At 69.3% G+C, this 25,134-nt stretch carries 17 protein-coding genes; 13 read left to right on the top strand and 4 right to left on the bottom strand.

Features of this window, described 5'->3' with window-relative positions; all coding sequences use genetic code 11:
• Positions 1-180: 180 nt before the first annotated feature.
• The 7 genes from SMIR_RS09085 (at position 181) to SMIR_RS09055 (ending at position 11,246) form a co-directional block, all read left to right on the top strand.
• Complete coding sequence (locus SMIR_RS09085; protein WP_168496152.1) at positions 181-1,878, top strand: extracellular solute-binding protein; 1,698 nt, start codon at positions 181-183, stop codon at positions 1,876-1,878.
• Between the two features lie 27 nt (positions 1,879-1,905).
• The gene (locus SMIR_RS09080; protein ID WP_168496154.1) at positions 1,906-2,940 is read left to right on the top strand and encodes an ABC transporter permease; all 1,035 of its coding nucleotides are present in this window, start codon (positions 1,906-1,908) and stop codon (positions 2,938-2,940) included.
• Entirely contained in the window at positions 2,937-3,872 is a 936-nt protein-coding gene (locus tag SMIR_RS09075) for a carbohydrate ABC transporter permease (RefSeq protein ID WP_212726860.1), read from the top strand. The genes SMIR_RS09080 and SMIR_RS09075 overlap by 4 nt, the downstream gene beginning before the upstream one ends.
• A 150-nt stretch (positions 3,873-4,022) precedes the next feature.
• Positions 4,023-6,272, top strand: a complete 2,250-nt coding sequence (locus SMIR_RS09070; protein WP_168496158.1) for a sialidase family protein — start codon at positions 4,023-4,025, stop codon at positions 6,270-6,272.
• A complete protein-coding gene (locus SMIR_RS09065; protein WP_168496160.1) occupies positions 6,272-8,251 on the top strand; it encodes a beta-galactosidase in 1,980 nt (659 codons plus the stop codon). The genes SMIR_RS09070 and SMIR_RS09065 overlap by 1 nt, the downstream gene beginning before the upstream one ends.
• Positions 8,248-10,497 (top strand): glycosyl hydrolase family 95 catalytic domain-containing protein, encoded by a 2,250-nt coding sequence (locus SMIR_RS09060; RefSeq protein WP_168496162.1) that lies wholly within the window; start codon positions 8,248-8,250, stop codon positions 10,495-10,497. Before SMIR_RS09065 ends, SMIR_RS09060 begins: the two co-directional genes overlap by 4 nt.
• Positions 10,498-10,532: 35 nt before the next feature.
• Entirely contained in the window at positions 10,533-11,246 is a 714-nt protein-coding gene (locus tag SMIR_RS09055; protein ID WP_168496164.1) for a glycoside hydrolase family 12 protein, read from the top strand.
• 18 nt (positions 11,247-11,264) lie between these two features.
• Here SMIR_RS09055 and SMIR_RS09050 read toward each other — a convergent pair whose 3' ends face one another.
• The 3 genes from SMIR_RS09050 to SMIR_RS09040 all read right to left on the bottom strand — a co-directional run bounded on the left by SMIR_RS09050 (position 11,265) and on the right by SMIR_RS09040 (position 15,087).
• Positions 11,265-11,756, bottom strand: a complete 492-nt coding sequence (locus tag SMIR_RS09050) for a hypothetical protein (protein WP_168496166.1) — start codon at positions 11,754-11,756, stop codon at positions 11,265-11,267.
• A 117-nt stretch (positions 11,757-11,873) separates the two neighbouring features.
• A complete protein-coding gene (locus SMIR_RS09045; protein WP_212726859.1) occupies positions 11,874-13,925 on the bottom strand; it encodes a glycoside hydrolase family 31 protein in 2,052 nt (683 codons plus the stop codon).
• Positions 13,926-14,073: 148 nt separating this feature from the next.
• Entirely contained in the window at positions 14,074-15,087 is a 1,014-nt protein-coding gene (locus SMIR_RS09040; RefSeq protein WP_168496170.1) for a LacI family DNA-binding transcriptional regulator, read from the bottom strand.
• A 318-nt stretch (positions 15,088-15,405) separates the two neighbouring features.
• Here SMIR_RS09040 and SMIR_RS09035 point away from each other — a divergent pair, with 318 nt between their 5' ends.
• From SMIR_RS09035 to secA, 4 genes are all read left to right on the top strand, one after another.
• Positions 15,406-16,212, top strand: coding sequence for a GH12 family glycosyl hydrolase domain-containing protein (locus tag SMIR_RS09035; protein ID WP_168496172.1), 807 nt, complete (start codon positions 15,406-15,408; stop codon positions 16,210-16,212).
• Between the two features lie 164 nt (positions 16,213-16,376).
• On the top strand, positions 16,377-18,308 hold the full coding sequence (locus SMIR_RS09030; protein WP_212726858.1) for an acyl-CoA dehydrogenase family protein: 1,932 nt from the start codon (positions 16,377-16,379) through the stop codon (positions 18,306-18,308).
• Positions 18,309-18,411: 103 nt separating this feature from the next.
• A complete protein-coding gene (locus SMIR_RS09025; protein ID WP_168496176.1) occupies positions 18,412-18,897 on the top strand; it encodes a hypothetical protein in 486 nt (161 codons plus the stop codon).
• A 16-nt stretch (positions 18,898-18,913) separates the two neighbouring features.
• Positions 18,914-21,721: a preprotein translocase subunit SecA gene (gene secA, locus SMIR_RS09020; RefSeq protein WP_212726857.1), complete on the top strand. Its 2,808-nt coding sequence runs from the start codon at positions 18,914-18,916 to the stop codon at positions 21,719-21,721.
• Between the two features lie 30 nt (positions 21,722-21,751).
• Here secA and SMIR_RS09015 read toward each other — a convergent pair whose 3' ends face one another.
• Positions 21,752-22,204, bottom strand: coding sequence for a lamin tail domain-containing protein (locus tag SMIR_RS09015; RefSeq protein ID WP_168496180.1), 453 nt, complete (start codon positions 22,202-22,204; stop codon positions 21,752-21,754).
• 220 nt (positions 22,205-22,424) lie between these two features.
• Here SMIR_RS09015 and dxr point away from each other — a divergent pair, with 220 nt between their 5' ends.
• Positions 22,425-23,708: a 1-deoxy-D-xylulose-5-phosphate reductoisomerase gene (gene dxr, locus SMIR_RS09010; protein WP_168496182.1), complete on the top strand. Its 1,284-nt coding sequence runs from the start codon at positions 22,425-22,427 to the stop codon at positions 23,706-23,708.
• Complete coding sequence (locus tag SMIR_RS09005) at positions 23,705-25,009, top strand: M50 family metallopeptidase (RefSeq protein WP_168496184.1); 1,305 nt, start codon at positions 23,705-23,707, stop codon at positions 25,007-25,009. The genes dxr and SMIR_RS09005 overlap by 4 nt, the downstream gene beginning before the upstream one ends.
• Positions 25,010-25,134: the final 125 nt, after the last annotated feature.

Genomic DNA, 25,134 nt, shown 5'->3' with positions numbered 1-25,134 from the left:
TTCACTTAACCTCGCAGCAACATCGAAGCGCTTCGACTAGTGGGGCGGCTCCCTCGGGAGCACGCAGTCCTCCACGCAGTCCTCCGAGGACCGCTTCGGCTCAGCCAGTTCCACTCAAGACACCGCAGCCGACGGCTCCACCGCCGGGTGTCCTGCTGTGCGCCATGAAGGGTTGACGCAATGACGCCGAACGCCGCCACCTCCGCCACCTCCGCTCCCAGCCGGAGAAGCTTCCTCGCCTCCACGGCGGTCGCCGCCGCGGCGGTCGCGGGAGGGATGCCGCTGCTCGCCGCCTGCGGCGGCTCGGACAGCGGCTCGGGCGGGGGCACGTCGGCGGGCAAGAACGCCAAGAAGCTGCTGCCGGCCTACGTCGCGACCAATGTGGTGACCCCTGACATCGCCGCCAAGAACGGCTCCGCGGTCGGCTTCACCAGCAAGCTCGACATCGCGTCCCTGAAGACCTCGGTGCCGAAGAAGCTCGGCAAGGGCGGCAAGGTCAGCATCATGTCGCCGTTCTGGGGTTCCCCGCCGAAGGGGGACAACGCCTACTACAAGGCGATGAACGACCTGATCGGTGTCGACGTCCAGTGGCAGAACCAGGACGGCAACACCTACGACCAGAAGCTCGGCGCGGTCCTGGCCTCCAGTGACATCCCGGACGTCGTGGTCATCCCCGGCTGGAACATGGGCGGCAAGATACCCAGCGCCATCATCGGCAAGTTCGCGGACCTCGGCCCGTACCTCTCCGGGGACGCGATCAAGGAGTACCCGAACCTCGCGGCGATTCCGACGGACGCCTGGCAGCGCTCCCTCTTCGGCGGCAAACTGCGCGGCCTGCCGCAGCCGGCTCCGTACGTCACCGGCATCGTGCCCCTGTACCGCAAGGACATCTTCGACAAGGAGGGGTACGAAATCCCCACCTCGGCCGACGAGTTCACGGCGCTGTGCAAGGAGATCACCAACGCCAAGGCCAAACGGTGGGCCTGCCTCGACATGAAGTGGACCGCCTTCCAGTCCTTCGGTGTGCTCTCGGGCAGTGAGAAGCCGCTCGGCTGGAACCTCGTCGACGGCAAGATGGTCTACCGCATCGAGACCCAGGAGTACCTCGAAGCGCTGGAGTGGACCCGCAAGCTGTTCGCCGCCGGATACGTCCACCCGGACGCCAAGCTGGGCAAGAGCGCGGCCACCGACCCGGGCCCCAAGTTCGCGGCCGGCGAGTTCCTCATCTACGCCCAGAACATCTCGCAGTGGTGGAGCCGCACCGCCGAACAGGCCACCCAGAACCCGGACTACAAGATCTGGGGCATGGACATCTTCGGCCACGACGGCGGTGCCCCGACCCTCTGGGCCGAGCAGCCGGCCGGCATCTTCGCCTTCGTCAGCAAGAAGGCCTCCGAGTCCGTGATCCGTGACGTGCTCGCCGTCGCGAACGTCACCGCCGCGCCGTACGGCACCAAGGAGTACATGCTCACCAACTACGGAGTCGAGGGCACCCACTACACCGTCAAGAACGGCGTTCCCACCAAGACCGACCAGGGCAACAACGAGGTCATCAACGCCTACGTCATGGTCGCGAGCCCCACCGCGACCATCGCCCACCCCGACTTCCCCGAGGTCGCCAAGGCACAGGTCGAGTGGCAGCAGCGGATGGGCGCCTTCACCAAGAAGTCCTCCTTCTACGGCATGCAGATCACCGAGCCCTCCCGCTACACCAACCTCTCCAACGACTTCGAGCAGCTGGAGGACGACATCGTCCGCGGCCGCAAGAAGATCAGCGACATGCAGCAGGCCGTCTCCGACTGGAAGAGCAAGGGCGGCGACAAACTGCGCGACTGGTACAAGAAGCTGCTCGACGAGAACGGCTCGGCGACGAGCTGACCGGGCACCGAGGCAAGGAGAACGGCCGTGTCCCACAGCACGGTGCCTCGGAGCGGGACCGAGGCCGACACGACAGGGAAGACCCCGGTGGCGTCCGGCGGCGCCACCGGTTCCCGGGAGAAACGCCCCTCCGGGAAGGTGAGCCTGCGGCTCAGGTTCAGACGCGACCGCGTCCTGCTCCTGATGACGCTGCCGGCGGTCCTGCTGGTCCTGCTCTTCAACTATGTGCCGATCCTCGGCAACATCGTCGCCTTCCAGGACTACGACCCGTACATCAGCGACAACGGCATCGTCTCCATGCTGCACAGCCCCTGGGTGGGCATCGAGAACTTCCAGCGGGTCTTCGCGGACTCGGCGTTCTGGAGTGCCGTGCAGAACACCCTCGTGCTGTTCTTCCTCCAGCTCGCCTTGTACTTCCCGATCCCGATCGTGCTCGCGCTGCTCATCAACAGCGTGGTCAGGCCCAGGGTCCGGGCGCTCTCGCAGGCCATCCTCTACCTGCCGCACTTCTTCTCCTGGGTGCTGGTCATCGCCGTCTTCCAGCAGCTCTTCGGCGGCGCCGGAATTCTCTCGCAGCTGCTGCGGCAGCACGGGTACGACGGTCTCGACATCATGACCGACCCCCACACCTTCAAGTTCCTGATCACCGCGGAGAGCGTGTGGAAGGACGCCGGTTGGGGGATCATCGTCTTCCTCGCCGCGCTGTCCTCGGTCAGCCCGGACCTGTACGAGGCCGCCGCGATGGACGGCGCGGGTCGCTGGCGCCGCATGTGGCACGTCACGCTGCCCGCGCTGCGCCCGGTGATCGCCCTGCTGTTGGTGCTCCGCGTCGGTGACGCCCTCACCGTCGGCTTCGAACAGATCCTGCTCCAGCGCGACGCCGTCGGACCAGGAGCGGCGGAGGTCCTCGACACCTTCGTCTGGTGGAACGGCGTCCGCAACCAGGACTTCGGCTACGCGGCGGCCGCCGGACTGATCAAGGGCGTGGTCAGCCTCGGCCTGGTCCTCGCCGCGAACAAGGTGGCCCATCTCATGGGCGAGCAGGGGGTGTACAAGAAGTGACCGCCGTCATCGACAAACCCGTGCGCGGCCCCGGCCGCCTGGCCGCGCCGCCCCGGCCGGTGTGGGAGGAGGAGCCCAGCAAGGCAGGCCTCGCGGGCAAGGGACTCGTGCTGAGCCTCGCCTGCCTGGGGATCTTCTTCCCGCTGTGGATCGTCATCGTCACCAGCCTCTCCTCACGGAAGACCATCGACGAGGCCGGCGGCCTGGTGATGGTGCCCAAGGGCATCACCTTCGTCGCCTACAAGGAACTCCTCAGCGGCGGCCAGGTCACCCGCGCCTCGGTCATCAGCATCCTGATCACCCTCGTCGGCACGCTGTTCTCCATGGCGGTGTCCGTCCTGTGCGCCTACGGCCTCTCCCGCATCGGCTCGCTCGGCCACCGCTGGATCCTGATGACGCTGCTGGCGACCATGTTCTTCAGCGCCGGTCTCATCCCGACCTATCTGCTGGTGCAGTCGCTGGGCCTGACCGACAGCTATCTCGCGCTGATCCTCCCGAGCGCGATCAGCGTCTTCAACATCCTGGTGCTGCGCGGCTTCTTCATGGGCATCTCACAGGAACTCATTGACAGCGCCCGCATCGACGGCGCCGGTGACCTCCGCATTCTGTTGCGGATCGTCATGCCGCTCTCCCGCGCCGTCCTCGCGGTGATCACCCTCTTCTACGCCGTCGGGTACTGGAGCGCCTGGTTCAACGCCTCGCTCTACCTCAACGACCAGGACATGATGCCGCTGCAGAACGTCATGATCCAGCTCGTGCAGAAGCAGGAGGCCCCGGTGGGCCTCGGCCAGGCCATCAAGACCGGCCAACTGTCGGGCCTGGCCGTGCAGATGGCGGTCATGGTGATGGCGTTGCTGCCGGTGGCTGTGTTGTCGCCGTTCGTGCAGCGGCATTTCAAGAAGGGCATGTTGACGGGCGCGGTGAAGGGCTGACCGGCGCCTGTTGAAGAGGACTCTCCGGTTGTTCGGCGACCGCGGGTCGTCCGTGGCCGGCCGCGCCCACGCGGCGGGGCCGCATATCGATACAGCCCCGCGCCCCTCAGGTAACTCCCCTGACCGTCTCTCCGTAGAACGAGGTATGTCATGCACGCGTCCCGACTGAGCCGCCGGGCCGTTCTCGCCGGGAGTGCCGCCACCGCGCTCACCACCGTGGCGCTCCCCCAGGGCCGCGCGCACGCCGCCGAGGCCACCGCCGCCACCCCCTCCTACCGCTGGCGCAACGCCGTCATCGGCGGTACCGGGTTCATCACCGGGGTGCTGTTCCACCCGGCCGTACGAGGGCTCGCCTACGCCCGGACCGATATCGGCGGCGCCTACCGCTGGGACGAGCGCACCGCCCGCTGGACCCCGCTCATCGACCACCTCGGCTGGGACGACTGGAACCTGCTCGGTGTCGAGTCGCTCGCGGTCGACCCCGCGCACCCGGACCGGCTCTACCTCGCCCTCGGCACCTACGCCCAGTCGTGGGCCGGCAACGGCGCGGTCCTGCGCTCCTACGACCGCGGCGCCACCTGGACCCGCAGCGACCTGGACGTGAAGCTCGGCGCCAACGAGGACGGGCGAGGGGCCGGGGAGCGGCTCCTCGTCGACCCGCGCGACGGCGACACCCTGTGGCTGGGGACCAGACACGACGGGCTGCTCAAGTCCACCGACCGGGGCGCCACCTGGGCAGGCGTGAGTACCTTCCCGGCGAAGGCGAACTCCGCCGGGCAGGGCATCACGTTCCTCGTCGCGGCCGGGCGCGCCGTCTACGCCGGCTGGGGCGACGGCGACGGCACCACGGACACGGCGAACCTGTACCGCACCTCCGACGGCACGACCTGGGAGGCCGTCCCGGGGCAGCCGTCCGGCACCGCCGCCAAGGTCCCGCTCCGCGCCGCGTACGACCGGCACACCCGCGAGCTGTACGTGACGTACGGCGACGCGCCCGGCCCAGGCGGCCAGTCCGACGGCAGCGTGCACAAGCTGCGCACGGCGACCGGGAAGTGGACCGAGGTCACTCCGGTGAAGCCGGGTGGCACGACGGCTGGGGGCACCGCCCACGCGTTGAGCAGTGGGGGAGGCTCGGCGGACACCTTCGCCTACGGCGGTGTCGCCGTCGACGCCCGCCGCGCGGGCACCGTCGTCGTCTCCACCAACAACCGGTGGGCCGACGGCGACACCGTGTTCCGGTCCACCGACGGTGGCCGTACCTGGGCGTCCCTGAAGGACGTGGCTGTCTTCGACGTGTCCGAGACTCCTTTCCTCGACTGGGGAGACGACCAGCCGAAGTTCGGCTGGTGGATCCAGGCGCTCGCCCTCGACCCGTACGACTCGAAGCACCTCGTGTACGGGACCGGCGCGACCCTCTACGGCACCCGCGACCTCAGACGCTGGGCGCCGCGGATCCGTGGTCTGGAGGAGGCGGCCGTGCGCCGGCTGATCTCGCCTCCGGCCGGGGAGGCGCATCTGATCAGCGGACTCGGGGACATCGGCGTGATGTACCACGAGCGGCTCACGGCGTCTCCGTCACGCGGCATGGCGACGAATCCCGTGTTCGGGTCGGCGACGGGACTCGCGCAGGCCGCGGCCAAGCCGTCGTACGTCGTCCGGACGGGCTGGGGCGACCACGGCAACGGCGCGTATTCCCACGACGGCGGGCGGACCTGGGCGCCCTTCACGGCCCAGCCCGACATCGCCACGAACGCACCGGGGCCGATCGCCACCAGCGCCGACGGCAGTACGCTGCTGTGGTCCTTCGTGCACTGGGACGGCACGAAGTACGCAGCCCACCGCTCGGCGGACAACGGCGCGACCTGGTCCGAGGTCTCCTCCTTCCCGAAGGGCGCCACGCCGGTCGCCGACCCGGCCGACCCGACGCTCTTCTACGCGTACGACACCGACACAGGAACGCTATACGCCAGCACTGACAGTGGCCGTTCCTTCACCGCCCGTGCCGGTGGACTGCCCTCCGGGGACGACCAGTTCCAGCTGGCAGCCGCACCCGGGCGCAGCGGTGACCTGTGGCTGAGCGTGAAGTGGAACGGGCTCTACCGGTCCACCGACGGTGGCGTCACCTTCGCCAAGGTCGCCAGCTGCTGGGCCTCGTACACCCTCGGTTTCGGAAAGGCGGCCGACGGCGCCGACTACCCGGCCGTCTATCAGGTCGGCTCCACGGAGACGATCACCGCCGTCTACCGCTCCGACGACGCGGCCGAGACCTGGGTGCGGATCAACGACGACGCCCACCAGTGGGGCTGGATCGGCGAGGTCATCACCGGAGACCCGCGTGTGTACGGCCGTGTGTACCTCGGTACGAACGGGCGCGGCATCCAGTACGGGGAGCAGGTCTGATGCCGACGCTCGCTGACGCCACCCGCGGCCGCGTCCTCTTCGGCGGCGACTACAACCCCGAGCAGTGGCCGGAGGAGCTCTGGCAGGAGGACGTACGGCTCATGAAGGAGGCCGGCGTCAACTCCGTCACCGTCGGCGTCTTCTCCTGGGCCAAGCTCGAACCGGCACCCGGCGCAAGGGAGTTCGGCTGGCTCGACCGGCTCATGGACCTGATGCACGACAACGGCATCGGAGTCATCCTCGCCACCCCCACCTCCTCGCCCCCGCCCTGGATGGGCCGGCTCCACCCGGAGACCCTGCCCCGCGACGCGGACGGCCGTGTCGAGTGGTGGGGCGGCCGCCAGCACTTCGCCCACTCCAGCGCCGTCTACCGGCGCCACGCCGCCGCCATCACCGAGGACCTCGCCGCCCGCTACGGCGGCCATCCCGCCCTCACGATGTGGCACATCAACAACGAGTACTGCACCTACGACTGGGGCGACGAGGCGGCGGCCGCCTTCCGACGCTGGCTCCAGGGCAAGTACGACACGCTCGACGCCCTCAACACCGCCTGGGGCACCGCCTTCTGGAGCCAGGGCTACGACGCCTGGGAAGGCGTCCTCCCGCCGCGCCACGCCCACTACATGAACAATCCGACCCAGGTCCTCGACTTCAAGCGCTTCACCTCCGACGCCCTCCTGGAGTGCTACCTCGCCGAACGCGACATCGTCGCCCGGCACACCCCGCACGTCCCCGTGACCACCAACTTCATGCCGTTCTGGCAGGGCCAGGACGCCTGGGCGTGGGCCGAGCGGGAGGACGTGGTCTCCGTCGACATCTATCCGGACCCGCGCGACCCGCTCGGCGCCCAGTACGGCGCGCTCATCCACGACATGACCCGCTCGCAGGCCCGCGGCGGACCCTGGATGGTCATGGAGCAGGCGGCGGGGCCCGTGAACTGGCGTGGTGTGAACCACCCGAAGCCCCACGGGCTCAACCGGCTCTGGTCCCTCCAGGCCGTCGCCCGCGGCGCGGACGCCGTCTGCTATTTCCAGTGGCGGCAGTCCCGGCAGGGCGCCGAGAAGTTCCACTCCGGGATGGTCGGCCACGCGGGGGAGCGAGGCCGCACCTTCCAGGAGGTCAAGCGGATCGGGGCCGAACTCGCCCTGCTGAGCGCCAAGGTGACGGATACACGGGTCGTCGGCGCCGATGTCGCCGTACTGCTGGACTGGAACGCCTGGTGGGCGAGTCAGCAGGACGGGCGGCTGTCCTGCGAGGTCGACCACCAGAGCGTCGTACGCGCCTGGCACCGCGCGCTCTGGGAGGCGAACATCACCGCCTCCTTCGCCCACCCCGAGCACGACCTGTCCGCGTACAAGCTGGTCGTCGTCCCTCAGCTGTATCTGCTGACGGACAGGGCGATCGACAACCTCGTGGGGTACGTACGCGGCGGTGGCACCCTCGTCTCCGGCTTCCTGACCGGCGTCGCCGACCAGGACGACCGGGTGCGGCCCGGAGGCATGGACGAGCGGCTGCGCGAACTCTTCGGCATCCGCACCCTGCACGAGTGGTGGCCGCTGGACGCCGACGAGAAGGTCGAGGCCGAGGGCTTCCGGGGCACGCTGTGGTCCGAGGAGATCGAGGCCCAGGACGACACCTACGTGATCGTCCCGTACAAGGGCGGTGAGCTGGACGGTCTTCCGGCCGTACTGCGCAAGGGCCGCGCCTGGTACCTGTCCACCCTCCCCGAGCCCGAGGCGCTGTGGCCGCTGCTCGCCGGGATCGCCGAGGACGCGGGAGTACGGCCGCCGCTCGACCACCTCCCGGTGGACGTGGAGGCGGTACGCCGGGGCGAACTCCTCTTCCTGCTCCACCACGGGCGGGACTCGGTGACCGTGCCGGTGCCGGGACGCCATCGCGACCTGCTGACCGGCCAGGACGTCGTCGATGCCGTGGAGCTGGGGCGGTACGGGGTCGTCGTACTGGAGGCAGCGCCATGAACGAGCCCGTGAGCGGCTCCACGGACTCTCCCGTCCACGGCTCCACCGACGCTCCCGTCCACGGCACCTGGGAGCCCGCCCCCGCCGCCCGCTGGGAGGACGCCTTCTTGAGCGGGAACGGCCGACACGGCGCCATGGTGTTCGGTGATCCGAACGACGACCGGGTCATCGTCAACCACCACTCCCTGGTCCGCCCGAACGGCAGTGAGGACGCCCGGCCGCCCGAGCTGGCCGAACGGCTGAAGAGCGTCCAGGACCGGTTACTGGCCGGTGACGTCGACGCCGGGGAGGATTTCACCGACGGGCGACCGCTGCTGTGGGTGCAGCCCTTCCACCCGGCCTTCCAGGTGCGGCTGCGCCGGGCTCCACGGGAGTCGCGCGCGTACCGGCGCGAGGTCGACTTCACCACCGGTGTCGTCCGCGCCGAGTGCGGGGACCGGCGCAGCGAGGTCTTCGTGTCGCGCGCGGACGACGTCATCGTCCAGCACGTGACCGAGGCCGACCTCACCGTTAACGTGACGCTCGACCACCGACTGCCGGGCGCCCCACCGGACGTGACGGCAGGTCACAGTTCCGTCCTCACCGCCGAGGGCGCTCTCCTCACCCTGCGGGCCCGCTATCCGGGCAGCGAGCGGGCGTACACCGGGGTGACGCTCGCCGTGGTCACCGGTGGCCGGACGCTCACCGCACCGCCCGGGATACGGGTCGAGGGCGCGCGTTCGGTGCTGCTGCTCACGCGGGTACGGCGGCACAAGGGGGAGTGGGACACGCTCGCCGAGGCCCGTGAGCTGCGTGCCCTGCTGCCCGACGGCGAGGAGGACGCGTACGACCGTCTCCTCACCCGGCACACCGCCCTGCACCGACCCGCCTACCTGCGGGCGGGCTTGGAGCTGGACGCCGACCCGGCCGAACGGGCGCTCCCCGGCTCGGAGTTGGTCCGCCGTCCGAAGAGCCCCGCCCTGCTCGAACGGCTCTTCGCGGCCGGTCGTCACCACCTGCTGTCCGCCGCCGGAATGCTGCCGCCACGGCTGACCGGGCTGTGGACCGGCGACTGGGACACCGCCTGGTCGGGAGCCTTCACCACCGATGCCAACGTCAATCTCCAGACGGCGTCGGCCGCCGCCGCGGCGCTCCCGGAGGTGTCCGAGGCCCATGCCGCTCTGATCCACGGCCAGTTGCCGCACTGGCGCGACAACGCCCGGGCGATCTTCGGCACCCGGGGTGTCGTCGCCCCCGCGCACACCGACGGCGAGTCCGGGCACATCTACCACCTCAGCCGCGAGTACCCGCTGCACGTGTGGACCGCGGGCGCCGACTGGCTGCTGAAGCCCCTCGTGGACCACGACGAGACGCGCGGCGCACGCGACCCGCGCCTGTCCGCCGCGCTCGCCGAAGTGGCTTACTTCTACGAGGACTTCCTCACCCGGACCGACGAGAACGGCCACGTCGTGATCGTGCCGTCGTACTCGCCGGAGAACCGGCCCGCCACCGCGCGCTGGATCACGCTCAACGCCGCCATGGACCTCTCCGCGGCGCGCCACGCCCTCCGCACGGCCGCCGACCATCACCCCGGACCCGACGCCGAGCGCTGGCGCGCGCTCGCCGACCGGCTGCCGCCGCACCGCGTCAACGCCGACGGGGCACTCGCCGAGTGGGCCTGGCCCGGCCTCGACGACACCTACGACCACCGGCACCTCAGCCACCTCTACGGCGTCTGGCCGCTCGACGAGATCAACCCGTACGACACCCCCGAGCTCGCCGCGGCGGCACACCGCGCCCTCGTACTGCGCGGCGCCGAGAACGACTCCGCGCACGGCCACCTGCACCACGCCCTGGTGGCGGCCCGGCTGCGGGACGCCCAGCGGGTGGCGGGAGCCCTCGACAACGTCCTGGCCGGGGACTTCTTCCATGTCTCCCTGATGAGCGGCCACTACCCGAACCGGCACGTCTACAACGCGGACGCCGCCCACACGCTCCCCGCCGTGCTCATCGAGATGCTCGTCCAGTCCACGCCCGGACGGCTGGTCCTCTTCCCCGCGCTCCCCACGGCGTACCCGAGCGGCCGGCTCCACGGCATCCGCACCCGGTTCGGCGCCGAGGTCGACCTGACCTGGAGTCCCGAGGAGCGCTCGGCCGTCATCCGCCCCACCCGCACCACGCGGATCGATCTCAGGACTTCCGCCGGCGCGCGACCGCTCTCCCTGAGCGCCGGAGAAGACTGCGTCCTCACCCTGGGGCCGCAGTAGCACCCGCAGTTCCCCCCACCCATGGAAGGGACACCATGGCAACACGGACACTCGGCAGGGCCGCCAAGGCCCTGCTGGCCCCCGCGCTCGCGCTCGGCGCCACCGTCGGCCTCGCCTCCGCCCCCGCCCAGGCGGCCGTCTGGAGCTCCTGCGAGCAGTACGGGAACACCAGCCTCAACGGGTACACGCTCTACAACAACATCTGGGGCTCCGGCGCGGGAAGCCAGTGCATCTGGGCCAACTCCGGTACCAACTGGGGTGTTTGGGCCAACCACCCCAACACCGGTGGCATCAAGTCGTACCCGAACGCCAAGAAGGTGATCAACAAGTCGATCACCTCGCTCGGCTCGCTCAGCAGCGGCTACAACGTCACGGTCCCGTCGTCCGGCGCGTACAACACGTCGTACGACATCTGGGACACCGGCTACAAGTACGAGGTCATGCTCTGGGTGAACAAGACCGGAGCCGTCGGCCCGCTCGGCACCTCGCAGGGCACCCTCACCCTCGGCGGCCACACCTGGACCGTCTACAAGGGCAACAACGGATCCAACGACGTCTTCTCCTTCGTGCGCACCTCGAACTCCACCTCCGGCACCGTCGACGTCCTGCCGATCCTCAAGTGGATCAAGGACACCAAGGGATGGTTCGGCAACGTGACCATCGGCGACCTGCAGTTCGGCTTCGAGATAACGTCCTCGTCCGGCGGTCTGGACTTCGCTACCAACAGCCTGTCGGTCAGCAGTAGTTGACCGACGCTCCAGGAGGCATCAGCGGCCCGGTCCCCGCGTCGCGAGGGGGCCGGGCCGTCGCGATACGAGCCGCGCGGCACCGGCACACCCGGTGCCGGCCAGCGCGAAGCCCAACACGCTGGGGTTCAGGTAGTCGGGAACGGCGTCGGTGACATAGCTGTCCCCGTCCCCCGTCTCGCAGACGAACCGGAGGGGCAGATAGCGCACCGTGTAGTCCACGATGCCGGGGTCCTGCGCCCACTCCTCCCAGCCCGGTGTACGACACGGCCGCAGCGGTGCCGAGTCGGCGCCGTTCTCCTCCGCGTCCATGACCGCGCCGACCAGATGGAGCAGGCCCCACACGTACAGAACGGCCGTGGCGGCCCCCATGAGGGCGGCGACAACGCGGAGCCACACCACGCGGTCGGCCTGCCGCAGGCCGATCCGGCCGAGGGTGCCGAAGCAGTACCCGACGAAGGCGAAGGCCGCGACCAGGCTCCCCGGGACGAGCGGCAGGAGCAGGTACACCATCCGGTGACTTCAGCAGCCCAAGATCGCCTCGGCTGTGATGGAGGCCATAGTTCCGGCAACAGTAGCGTCACAGATCATGCGGGGGAGGCTCGCCCGGCCTCCCCCGCACGCGCGCGGCTACTCCGCCACAGGCAGCCGCGCCCCGTCCCGCAGGAACAGCGGGATGCGATCCAGAGGGGCGTCGACGGTGACGGCCGCGCCGCCCTCGTACGTCTCACCGGTCCACGCGTCGGTCCACCAGGCGCCCGCCGGAAGGTACGCCGTACGCACTGTCGCGCCCGCCGTGAGCACGGGCGCGACCAGGAGGTCGGAGCCGAAGAGGTAGGAGTCGTCGACCGACCAGGCCGCGTGGTCCTCGGGGAACTCGAGGAACAGCGGGCGCATCACCGGCAGCCCCTCCTCGTGGGCCTCCCGCATGACAGCCAGCACATAGGGCTTCAGACGCTCGCGCAGCCGCAGATACTTCTCCAGGATCGCGCCGGCCTCCTCGCCGTACGACCAGACCTCGTTCGGGCCACCGGTCATGTCGGGGCCCAGCGGCATACCGGGGTCGCGGAAGCCGTGCAGGCGCATCAGCGGGGAGAGCGCGCCGAACTGGAACCAGCGGACCATCACCTCGCGGTACGCCGGGTCGTCGGGGTCGCCGCCGTGGAAGCCGCCGATGTCGGTGTTCCACCAGGGGATGCCGGAGAGCGCGGTGTTGAGGCCCGCGGCGATCTGGCGGCGCAGGGTCGCGAAGTCGGTGCCGATGTCGCCGGACCACAGGGCGGCGCCGTAGCGCTGACTGCCCGCCCACGCCGAGCGGTTGAGAGTGACGACCTCGGTCTCGCCGACAGCGAGCATGCCCTCGTAGAAGGTGCGGGCGTTCTCACGGGGGTAGAGGTTGCCGACCTCCAGACCCGGGCCCGCGTGGTAGCGCAGGTTCTCCTGGAAGCCCGGCTTCAGCTCCGGCTCGCAGGCGTCCAGCCAGAAGGCCGAAATACCGTACGGGTCAAGGTAGTTGTCCTTCACGCGCGACCACAGGAAGTCACGGGCCTCGGGGTTCGTCGCGTCGTAGAAGGCCACCTGGACGGTGGAGGCGACCTCTTTGTCGGGCCAGTCGGCGTGGGCCATCGGGCCGTACTCGGTGCCGATGAAGTAGCCGCGCTGCTCCATGAGCGGGTGGTTCTCGGAGAGCGGGGAGACCGACGGCCAGACGGACACGACCAGCTTGACGCCGAGTTCGGCGAGCTCGCGCTGCATCGCCGCCGGGTCCGGCCACTCCGCCGGGTCGAACTTCCAGTCGCCCAGGTGGGTCCAGTGGAAGAAGTCGCAGACGATGGCGGACAGGGGCAGTCCCCGTCGCTTGTACTCCCGTGCCACGTCGAGGAGTTCGTCCTGCGTGCGGTAGCGCAGCTTGCACTGCCAGAAGCCGGCCGCCCACTCGGGCAGCATCGGCGTACGGCCGGTGGCGGCGCTGTAGCGGCGCTGGGCGTCGGCCGGGGTGCCCGCGGTGATCCAGTAGTCGAGCTGGCGGGCCGAGTCGGCGACCCAGCGGGTGCCGTTGCCCGCGAGCTCGACCCGGCCGATCGCGGGGGAGTTCCACAGGAACGTGTACCCGCGGCTGGACGTGAGCACCGGGACGGTGACCTCGGCGTTGCGCTGGACCAGGTCCAGGACCGCGCCCTTCTGGTCGAACAGTCCGTGCTGGTGCTGGCCGAGGCCGTACAGCTTCTCGCCCTCGTAGGCGGCGAAGCGCTGTTCCAGGCGGTGGCGGCCGTTTCCCGTCGGGGTGTACAGGCGCGGGCCGGGCCACCAGAAGTGAGCGCGCTCCTCGGCGAGGAGTTCCGTGCCGTCGGCCGTGCGGAGGAAGCGGAGCAGGCCCTCGGCGCCGACCTCGACGGTCAGTGCGCCGACCGTCAACCGGCCCTCACCGTCCTGGATCTTGACGGTGCTCTCGGTCACCTGCGGCTCGTCGAGGAGCGCGCCGGGGAGGCCTTCGAGTACGGGGCCGCCCAGGCGTGCGCGGACCCGGACCGCGTCCGGGCCCCAGGGCTCGATACGGACGGTCTCCTGACGGCCGCTCCACTCCAGCGCGCCGTCCCGCTCACGGAACGTGCCGACGGTCGGGGAGGACTGCGCGAGGCTGACCGCGCCTGACTGGGTCTGGGTTTCGGCAGGCTGATTCACGGGGGCGCTCCTGAAGGAATGCAGACATGAGGAATGCAGACATGCAGACATGGGGGTGCCCGGCGAGGAGGGCACAACGCTGGGGCAGTGCGGTGTGATGCGGTGCGGTGAAGGGGGTGGGACGGGGAGTGGCGTGGCCGGGCCCCGGTCAGGCGGCGGTCGGCGCCGGGCCCGTGCTGGCCCGTACCGTCAACTCGGGTGCGATGAGCACGACTTCGTCCTTGCCGTGCCCTTCCAACTTGGCGATCAGATGCTCCACGGCGAGCCGGCCCATCTCCTGCGCAGGGATGGCGACCGAGGTCAGCCGCACCGAGGCCTGTGTCGCGACCTGGTCCGGGCAGATCGCGATCACCGACATGTCCTCGGGGACGGCCCGGCCCTGCTGGCGCAACAGCGCGAGCAGCGGTTCGACCGCGGACTCGTTCTGCACGACGAAGCCCGTGGTGCCGGGGCGCTCGTCGAGGATGCGGGCGAGGGTCAGGGCCATCGCGTCGTACCCTCCCTCGCAGGGGCGGTGCAGCACGCGCAGGCCCAACTCCCTCGAACGGGACCGGAGCCCGTCGAGGGTGCGCTCGGCGAAGCCGGTGTGCCGCTCGTAGACCGCGGGGGCCTCGCCGATGACAGCGATGTCACGGTGGCCCAGCAGCGCGAGGTGCTCGGCGCACAGCGCGCCCGTCGCGCCGAAGTCGAGATCGACGCAGGTCAGGCCGGAGGTGTCGGCGGGCAGGCCGATCAGTACGGAGGGCTGGTCCGTCTGGCGCAGCAGCGGGAGCCGTTCGTCGTCGAGCTCCACGTCCATCAGGATCATCGCGTCGGCGAGCCCGCTGCCGGTGACGCGGCGCACGGCGTCGGGACCCTCCTCGCCGGTGAGCAGGAGCACGTCGTAGCCGTGCGTGCGGGCGTGGGTCGCCACCGCGATGGCGATCTCCATCATCACGGGTACGTACATGTCGGTACGGAGCGGAACCATCAGCGCGATGATGTTGGACCGGCTGCTCGCCAGGGCCCGGGCGCCCGCGTTCGGGTGGTAGCCGAGCTCCTGGATGCTCTGCTCGACCCGGTGCCGGGTGCTCGCGGAGATGGACCGCTTGCCGCTGAGGACATAGCTCACCGTGCTCGCCGAGACTCCGGCGTGCTGGGCGACCTCGGCGAGGGTGACCATCCAGCTCTCCAAGCATTGTGTGAAGCGCTTCGACAGTGCGCATTGCGGACAAGGGCGTGTGAGGGTGGCTCGACAGTAGCTCGACGGGTGGTGGGTGTCCATAGGTTGTCGAAGCGCTTCGACTGGATTCTTGCGGTGCGGGTCGGGAGTCGTGGTCGTGCCGCGCGACGGCATGTTCGCCGTGCCGTGCTCGGGCGTGTTTCCAGTGTCGTGCGCCGGTAGGTTTCGCGCGCCGGACTTCGCCGTGCGGCGGCAACCTTTCGAGCGCCGGTGGTCACTGAGAAGGCGTACGCAGACCGTTTTCCGGAAGGACCTTCGATGCAACACCGCCGACCGCGCCTGTCCAAGAAGGCGAAGACGATGCTCGCGGGAACGGTGGCGCTCGCGGCCGCCGCGGGTGTCACCGTCGCCCAGGCGGGCGAGGCCAGCAAGAAGTGCGGCGCCTTCGACACCGTCACGATGGGCAAGTACTACGTCAACAACAATCTCTGGGGGCAGGACGACGGCACGGGCACCCAGTGCGTCTGGGACACCTCGCGCTCCGGCGACTCCATCGGCTGGGGCACGACCTACACCTGGACCAGCAAGACCGGCAAGGAGAACAGCGTCAAGTCGTACGCCAGTACCGTGCTCGGCTGGCACTGGGGCTGGAAGACCGACAAGGCGGCCACCGAACTGCCCGTCCGGGTCGGCGACCGCAAGCCGGTCAGGACCAGCTGGGAGTTTTCGGTCAGTTCCAACCCCGGCACCATGAACGTCGCGTACGACCTGTGGCTGCACGCCAAGAACAACGCGGACTGGCAGGACCAGCCCACCGACGAAATCATGGTCTGGCTCAACCGGCAGGGCGGTGCGGGCCCCCTCGGCACCAAGTACGGCAGCGTGAGCCTCGACGGCGCCATGTGGGACATCTACCAGGGCGACATCGGCTGGAAGGTGTACTCCTTCGTCCGCCGCACCAACACCACCAAGGCCTCCCTCGACCTCGACGACTTCACTCAGGCCCTGGTCCGCCGCAAGCTGCTCGGCAACGACAAGTACCTCTCCGGCGTCGAGTCGGGCAGCGAGGTCTTCCGCGGTTCGGGACGGCTGGACACCAAGGCGTACTCCGTCGACATCGGCTGACATCCACCGACATCGGCCGGCATCGGCCCAAACCCATGGGGTACACGTTCACGCGAATGCGCGCGAGGACTGGTGGGCTCACCCGTATTCGGGTAAATACGATCGAGTAGAACCGATCGGTAACGAAGGTCCCCAAGATCCCTATGCGCGGCGAGGTGAGCCTCATGTCCGCAACACCCCACCAGCCCACCGTCACTGAACGTGAGGCACGTCAGGTCGCGGAGGCGGCCCGCGAACAGGACTGGCGCAAGCCCAGCTTCGCCAAGGAACTGTTCCTCGGCCGCTTCCGCCTCGACCTGATCCACCCGCACCCCATGCCCGCCGAGGACGACGTACAGCGCGGCGAGGAGTTCCTCGCCAAGCTGCGCGACTTCTGCGAGACGAAGATCGACCCGGCCCGTATCGAGCGCGAGGCACAGATCCCGGACGAGGTCATCGACGGCCTCAAGGACCTCGGCGCCCTCGGCATGAAGATCGACACCAAGTACGGAGGCCTCGGCCTCACCCAGGTGTACTACAACAAGGCGCTCGCCCTCGTCGGCTCCGCGAACCCGGCGATCGGCGCCCTGCTGTCCGCGCACCAGTCGATCGGCGTACCGCAGCCGCTGAAGCTCTTCGGCACCCAGGAGCAGAAGGACGTCTTCCTGCCGCGCTGCGCCCGCACCGACATCTCGGCCTTCCTCCTCACGGAGCCGGACGTCGGCTCCGACCCGGCGCGGCTCGCCACGACCGCCGTACCGGACGGCGACGAGTACGTCCTCGACGGGGTGAAGCTCTGGACGACCAACGGCGTCGTCGCCGACCTGCTCGTCGTCATGGCGCGCGTCCCGAAGTCCGAGGGCCACAAGGGCGGCATCACGGCGTTCGTGGTGGAGGCCGGCTCCGAGGGCGTCACCGTCGAGAACCGCAACGCCTTCATGGGCCTGCGCGGCCTGGAGAACGGCGTCACCCGCTTCCACCAGGTCCGCGTCCCGGCCGCGAACCGGATCGGCCCGGAGGGTGCGGGCCTGAAGATCGCCCTCACCACCCTCAACACCGGCCGCCTCTCACTGCCCGCCATGTGCGTCGGCGCGGGCAAGTGGTGTCTGAAGATCGCCCGCGAATGGTCGGCGGCCCGCGAGCAGTGGGGCAAGCCGGTCGCCTTCCACGAGGCCGTCGGCTCCAAGATCTCCTTCATCGCGGCCACCACCTTCGCCCTCGAAGCCGTCGTCGACCTGTCCTCCCAGATGGCCGACGAGAACCGCAACGACATCCGCATCGAGGCCGCCCTCGCCAAGCTGTACGGCTCCGAGATGGGCTGCCTGATGGCCGACGAACTGGTCCAGATCCGCGGTGGCCGCGGCTTCGAGACCGCCGAGTCGCTGGCGGCGCGCGGCGAGCGGGCGGTGCCCGCCGAGCAGATCCTGCGCGACCTGCGCATCAACCGGATCTTCGAGGGCTCCACGGAGATCATGCACCTGCTGATCGCCCGCGAGGCCGTCGACGCCCACCTGTCGGTCGCCGGTGACCTCATCGACCCCGACAAGTCCCTCTCGGACAAGGCGAAGGCAGGCGCGAACGCGGGTGTCTTCTACGCCAAGTGGCTGCCGAAACTGGTCGCGGGCCCGGGTCAGCTCCCGCGCTCGTACGGCGAGTTCAACCGGCACGTGGATCTCTCCCCGCATCTGCGCTACGTCGAGCGCAACGCCCGCAAGCTCGCCCGCTCCACCTTCTACGCCATGTCCCGCTGGCAGGGTCGGATGGAGACCAAGCAGGGCTTCCTGGGCCGGATCGTCGACATCGGCGCCGAGCTCTTCGCGATGAGCGCGGCCTGCGTCCGCGCCGAACATCTGCGCCTCACCGGGCAGCACGGCCGCGAGGCCTACCAGCTCGCCGACGCCTTCTGCCGTCAGTCCCGCATCCGCGTCGACGAACTCTTCGGCCGCCTGTGGAGCAACACCGACGACCTCGACCGCAAGGTCGTCAAGGGCGTACTGGCGGGTACGTACGAGTGGCTGGAGCAGGGCGTGATCGATCCGTCCGGGGAAGGCCCCTGGATCGCCGACGCGACACCCGGCCCGAGCCGGAAGGAAAACGTCCACCGCCCCATTCGCTGACCTTTTCCCCAGGAATTCACTGCCGTCCCGGTTCGCCATTCCGACGCTTGCCGCACCGAATATGTGCGTCGACAATGAGGAGAATGGCGAACGGGGACGGCAGATGCGCCAAGGAATCGGGGAAGAACACGGTCACGGCCTTTCCGCGCAGCTGACGCGCGCCCGCGCCGAGGCCCGGCGTCAGCTCGACGAACCGGATCTCGTACGGGCCCTGCGGACCGTCCGCAAAGAGGTGCGTCCGCTGGCGCAGAAGCTGCGCGAAGCCGCGCCCGAGACCTTCGAGGCGCACCGCGACGCCCTCGCGGTTCTCCTCAACGACTGCGCGCTCGCCCTGGTCGACACGGAGCCGCGCCCGCCGGTGCCCTCCTTCGACGCCGTACGGATCCGGCGCATCGACCTCCGTGACGTCGACGGTCTGCTGGACGCCGGACGGCCGGGGGAACGGCCCGTCATCCAGCAACTCTTCCGCAGCGCACTCGACGTGGTCGACGATCCCGTCCTGCGCGAGGTGATCACAGCGAATCAGCAGGGCGTCCACATTCTGCAACGAGCCAATCACTGGATTCGGATGCTCGTGGACGCCGTTTAGTTCTGGGGGAATTCCTATGCCGGGCAAAGGTCTGGACGTCATCACCGGCAGGATCATGCGGGCCGGCGAGGGCCGTGTGCTGCGCAGGCTCCAGCGCGTCGTCGATCAGGTCAACTCCTTGGACGAGGAGTTCAGGGCCTTGTCGGACGAGGAACTCCAGTCCCTCACCCCGGAGTTCAAGCAGCGCCACGCCGACGGCGAGAGCCTGGACGACCTGCTGCCGGAGGCCTTCGCCGCGATGCGCGAGGCGGCCCGGCGCACCCTGGGCATGCGCCACTTCGACGTCCAGGTGATGGGTGGCGCGGCGCTGCACCTCGGCGACATCGCGGAGATGCAGACGGGGGAGGGCAAGACCCTCGTCGCCACCCTCCCCGTCTATCTGAACGCCCTGTCAGGCAAGGGAGTCCACCTCGTCACGGTCAACGACTACCTCGCCGAGCGCGACGCCGAGTGGATGGGCCGGGCCTACCGCTTCCTGGGCCTGACCGTCGGTGTCATCAAGTCCGAGTCGACGCCCGCCGCGCGCCGCGCCCAGTACGCCTGCGACATCACCTACGGCACCAACACCGAGTTCGGCTTCGACTACCTGCGCGACAACATGGCCTGGTCGAGGGACGAACTCGTGCAGCGCGGCCACCACTTCGCGATCGTCGACGAGGCCGACTCCATCCTCATCGACGAGGCCCGCACCCCGCTGATCATCTCCGGTCCCGCCGACCAGCCCACCCGGTGGTACGAGGCCTTCGCGGGGCTCGTACGACGGATGAAGGGCGTCCGCGTCCAGGAGGAGCTCTTCACCCGGCCGGCCGAGAAGGAGGAACTGGCGGCGCTGCGGGCCACGTACGACTACGAGTACGACCCCAAGAAGCGCACCGTCGCGATCCTGGACCGGGGCGTCGAGTACCTCCAGGACCAGCTCGGCATCGAGAGTCTGTACGAGTCCGACCACACCTCCCTCATCGGGCACCTCAACAACGCCCTGAAGGCCAAGGAGCACTTCAAGAGGGACAAGGACTACGTGGTCGTGGACGGCGAGGTGCTGATCGTCGACGAGCACACCGGCCGTATCCTCGCGGGCCGCCGCTACAACGAGGGGCTGCACCAGGCGATCGAGGCGAAGGAAGGGGTGACGATCAAGGACGAGAACCAGACCCTCGCCACGATCACCCTGCAGAACTTCTTCCGTCTCTACGAGAAGCTCGCCGGCATGACCGGCACGGCGATGACGGAGGCGGCCGAGTTCCACCAGATCTACCAGCTCCAGGTCGTGCCGATCCCGACCAACCGGCCCCCGAAGCGCGCCGACGACCCCGACCAGATCTACCGCACCGTGGACGCCAAGTACGCCGCGATCGTGGCGGACATCGCCGAGCGGCACGCCCAGGGGCAGCCGGTCCTCGTCGGCACCACGTCGGTGGAGAAGTCCGAACTGCTCTCCGCGCTGCTCAGGAAGCGCGGTGTCCGGCACGAGGTGCTCAACGCCAAGAACCACCAGCGCGAGGCCCAGATCGTGGCCCAGGCGGGCCGCAAGGGCGCCGTCACCGTCGCCACCAACATGGCGGGCCGCGGTACCGACATCATGCTCGGCGGCAATCCCGAGTCCCTCATAGCCGCCGAGCTGGAGAAGCGCGAACTCACCGAGGAGGAGCACCCCGACGCCTGCCGCGAGGTGCGCGAGCGCGTCACCGCCGAGGTCGGGGCGGCGTACGAGGAGGTCAAGGAGCTCGGCGGGCTCTATGTGCTGGGCACCGAACGCCACGAGTCCCGCCGTATCGACAACCAACTGCGCGGCCGCTCCGGACGCCAGGGCGACAACGGCGCCTCCCGCTTCTACCTCTCCCTGGAGGACGACCTGATGCGCCTGTTCCGCGCCCAGGTTGTGGACCGCGTGATGTCCATGGCGAACGTCCCCGACGACATCCCCATCGAGAACAAGATGGTCACCCGCGCCATCGCCTCCGCCCAGGCCCAGGTCGAGCAGCAGCACTTCGAGTCCCGCAAGGACGTCCTGAAGTTCGACGAGGTGCTCAACCGGCAGCGCACCCTCATCTACGCCGAGCGCCGCCGCGTCCTGGCGGGGGAGGACCTGCGCGAACAGCTCCTGCACTTCATGGACGACACCGTGCGGGCGTACATCGAACAGGAGACCAGCGAGGGCTTCCCCGAGGAATGGGACCTGGAGCGGCTGTGGGGCGCCTTCAAACAGCTCTATCCGGTACGGGTCACGATCGAGGACCTGGAGGAGGCGGCCGGCGAACGCGCCGACCTCACCGCCGACGACCTGACCGAGGCCATGACCCGGGACATCCACGACCGCTACGAGGACCGCGAGACCGAACTCGGCGCCGACGCCCTGCGCGACCTCGAACGCCTCGTCGTCCTCAACGTCCTCGACCGCAAATGGCGCGAGCACCTCTACGAGATGGACTACCTCCGCGACGGCATCGGTCTGCGCTGGACGCTCGGCCGGGAACCCATCGTCGAGTACGAGCGCGAGGGCTTCGACATGTACGGCGCGATGACCGACGCCATCAAGGAGGAGTCCGTCGGCTACGTCTTCAACCTGGACGCCTCCGGCGGTGCGCCCGGGACCCTCGAACGCCGCGACCGGGTCGAGGACCTGCACTTCACGGCCCCCACCATGGACACGGCGGAGGGCGTGGTCGAGGGCGACTTCGCCCCGGCGGACGCCGACGCGCCCGCGACCGCGCCCGCGACTGCTCCCGCGGCAGCCCCCGCGGCAGCCCCCGCGCCCGCCGCCGCGCCGTCACGCGGCGGCTCGCGCCCCGGCAGGTCCAAGGCGCGGCGCCGCCGCAAGCGGTGAGGACGCGGGGGCCGGCAGGGGAGGCAGGGGCTAGCAGTACTTGTCGCTGGGGTCCCGCGTCGTCCACGAGCACGCGTCGACCTTGCCGCCGTTCGCCTTGGTGAGCGTGGCGGTGTCGCTGGTGTTGTTCCAGACGTACGCGCGGCGGTTCTGGTACTTGTCCCCCGCGGTGTCCCTACCGCTGCCCGTGTGCACCTTCATGGTCTTGTGCGCCCCGATCTTCACGTTCGGGAAGGTGTACCTGTGGTTCGAGACGTCCTTCAGGATCCAGCCCTTGAGTGAGATCGCCGCCGAACTGGTGTTCTTGATCTGCACCCACTCGGCGTTGAGGCTCGCGTTGGAGCGGTTGTCCGAACCGGGGCTGTCGAACCAGACGTGGTAGATGGTCACACCGCCGGCCGCCTGCGCCGGCGTGCTGAGAAGAAACGTGCCTGTCAGTGCCACGGCGCCCGCGAGCGCGGGCAGGGCAGCGCGTATCCGCATGAGAACCCCCCAGGGTGTCGCCCCCCGGCCGGTCGTCCACCGGCCAGTGAGAGTGACGACGTGCATGAAGTGCTATCACATGATCTTCACGCTGGTTTCACAAAGGGCGATTTCACTTCCTCCGGTACGTCGGGGTGCTAATGGGGTCAGAAGAGAGGAGAAGCGAGGAGAAGAGGGGAGCCCTGTCCTGTGTGGGTCGCGCAGCGGCCACAATGGGGGGATGAGCGACAGTCCAGCCCCCCTCGCTGATCCGCATCTCGTCTTCGACCCCGTGGACGGAGTCCGGGATGTCGTGATCCTCGGCTCCACCGGCTCGATCGGCACCCAGGCCATCGACCTCGTGCTGCGCAACCCCGACCGGTTCCGGGTCACCGCGCTCTCCGCCGCCGGCGGCAGGGTCGGGCTGCTCGCGGAGCAGGCCCACCGGCTGCGCGTACGCACGGTCGCGGTCGCGCGCGAGGACGTCGTACCGGCGCTGCGGGAGGCGCTCACGGCCGAGTACGCACCCGGTGAGACCCTTCCCGAGATCCTGGCCGGCGCGGACGCCGCCACCCGGCTCGCCGCCTCCGACTGCCACACCGTCCTCAACGGCATCACCGGCTCCATCGGCCTCGCCCCCACCCTCGCCGCCCTGGAAGCGGGCCGCACCCTCGCGCTCGCCAACAAGGAATCGCTCATCGTCGGCGGCCCGCTGGTGAAGGCGCTGGCCAAGCCCGGCCAGATCATCCCGGTCGACTCCGAGCACGCGGCGCTCTTCCAGGCACTGGCGGCCGGTACGCGCGCCGATGTGCGCAAGCTGGTCGTGACCGCCTCCGGCGGACCCTTCCGGGGGCGTACGAAGGCGGAGCTGGCGAACGTCACTCCCGCCGAGGCCCTCGCGCACCCGACCTGGGCCATGGGCCCGGTGATCACCATCAACTCCGCGACCTTGGTCAACAAGGGGCTGGAAGTCATCGAGGCGCACCTCCTCTACGACATTCCCTTCGATCGCATTGAGGTGGTCGTGCACCCGCAGTCGTATGTCCACTCGATGGTTGAGTACACGGACGGATCGACACTGGCCCAGGCGACGCCCCCCGACATGCGGGGACCGATCGCCATCGGTCTCGGCTGGCCCGAACGCGTCCCGGACGCGGCGCCCGCCTTCGACTGGACCAAGGCGTCGAGCTGGGAGTTCTTCCCGCTCGACAACGACGCGTTCCCCTCCGTCGGGCTCGCCCGGCACGTGGGGCAGCTCGCGGGCACGGCCCCGGCGGTGTTCAATGCCGCCAACGAGGAGTGCGTGGACGCGTTCCTGAACGGCGCCCTGCCGTTCAACGGGATCATGGAGACCGTCACCCGGGTGGTTGAGGAACACGGCACACCCGGAACGGGAACTTCCCTGACCGTGGCGGACGTCCTCGAAGCGGAGACCTGGGCACGCGCCCGGGCCCGTGAACTGACCGCACAGACGGCACGGACAGCACCAATGGCACAGACGACAACCGCGGAGGCTCGTGCATGACGACCCTGATGATGATCCTCGGCATAGTCGTCTTCGCGGTCGGCCTGCTCATCTCGATCGCCTGGCACGAGCTGGGACATCTGTCGACGGCCAAGCTCTTCGGCATCCGTGTGCCGCAGTACATGGTCGGCTTCGGGCCGACCATCTGGTCGCGGAAGAAGGGCGACACCGAGTACGGGGTGAAGGCGGTCCCGCTCGGCGGCTACATCCGCATGATCGGGATGTTCCCGCCCGGCCCGGACGGCCGTATCGAGGCGCGCTCCACCTCCCCCTTCCGGGGCATGATCGAGGACGCCAGGTCGGCCGCCTTCGAGGAGCTCCAGCCCGGCGACGAGACCCGCCTCTTCTACACGCGCAAGCCGTGGAAGCGCGTGATCGTGATGTTCGCGGGCCCGTTCATGAACCTCGTCCTGGCCGTCGCGATCTTCCTCGGCGTGATGATGACGTTCGGGGTGCAGACCCAGACCACCACGGTCGGCAAGGTCTCGGACTGTGTCATCCAGCAGAGCGAGAACCGGTCGAAGTGCGCGGCGAGCGACCAGGCCGCGCCCGCCAAGGCCGCCGGGCTCAAGGGCGGCGACAAGATCGTCGCGTTCAACGGCAAGGCGATCGACGACTGGGCGGCGCTGCAGTCCGACATCCGCTCCAACCCCGGCAAGGACGTCACGCTCACCGTCGAGCGCAAGGGTCAGAAGGTCGACCTGACGGCTCACCTGATCAAGAACCAGGTCAGCAAGACCGACGGCAACGGCGGCTATGTCGAGGGCAAGTACGTGTACGCCGGCTTCCTCGGCTTCACGCCCGCCTCCGGCATCGTCCAGCAGTCGTTCGGCCAGTCCGTGAACCGCATGGGCGACATGATGCAGAACGGCGTCGAGTCGCTCGTCTCGCTGCCCGGCAAGATCCCCGACCTGTGGAACGCGGCCTTCGGCGACGGCCCGCGCAAGGCGGACTCCCCGATGGGCGTGGTCGGCGCGGCACGTATCGGCGGTGATGTCTTCACCCTCGACATCCCGGCATCGCAGCAGGTCGCGATGATGCTGCTGCTGGTCGCGGGGTTCAACCTCTCCCTGTTCCTGTTCAACATGCTTCCGCTGCTCCCGCTCGACGGCGGGCACATCGCGGGCGCGCTGTGGGAGTCGCTGCGGCGGAACGCGGCGAAGGTGCTGAGGCGGCCGGACCCGGGCCCGTTCGACGTGGCGAAGCTGATGCCGGTGGCCTATGTGGTGGCTGGAATCTTCGTCTGCTTCACGATCCTCGTCCTGATCGCGGACGTTGTTAACCCGGTGAAAATCTCCTAGGCGGTCTCTTGGCAGGACACCGTTCGTGGCGGCCGGGCACCCTGGGTGTCCGGCCGCCATCCGTTGGGTGGGTTTAGGGGCGTGATGTGCCCGGGCGTGCGCCGGTGCCGTAATCTCGGAGCCTG

This window comes from Streptomyces mirabilis, from assembly GCF_018310535.1.
GTDB lineage: Bacteria > Actinomycetota > Actinomycetes > Streptomycetales > Streptomycetaceae > Streptomyces.
Note: the sequence above shows the minus strand (reverse complement) of the source record. Positions and strands in the feature narration are given on the sequence as shown.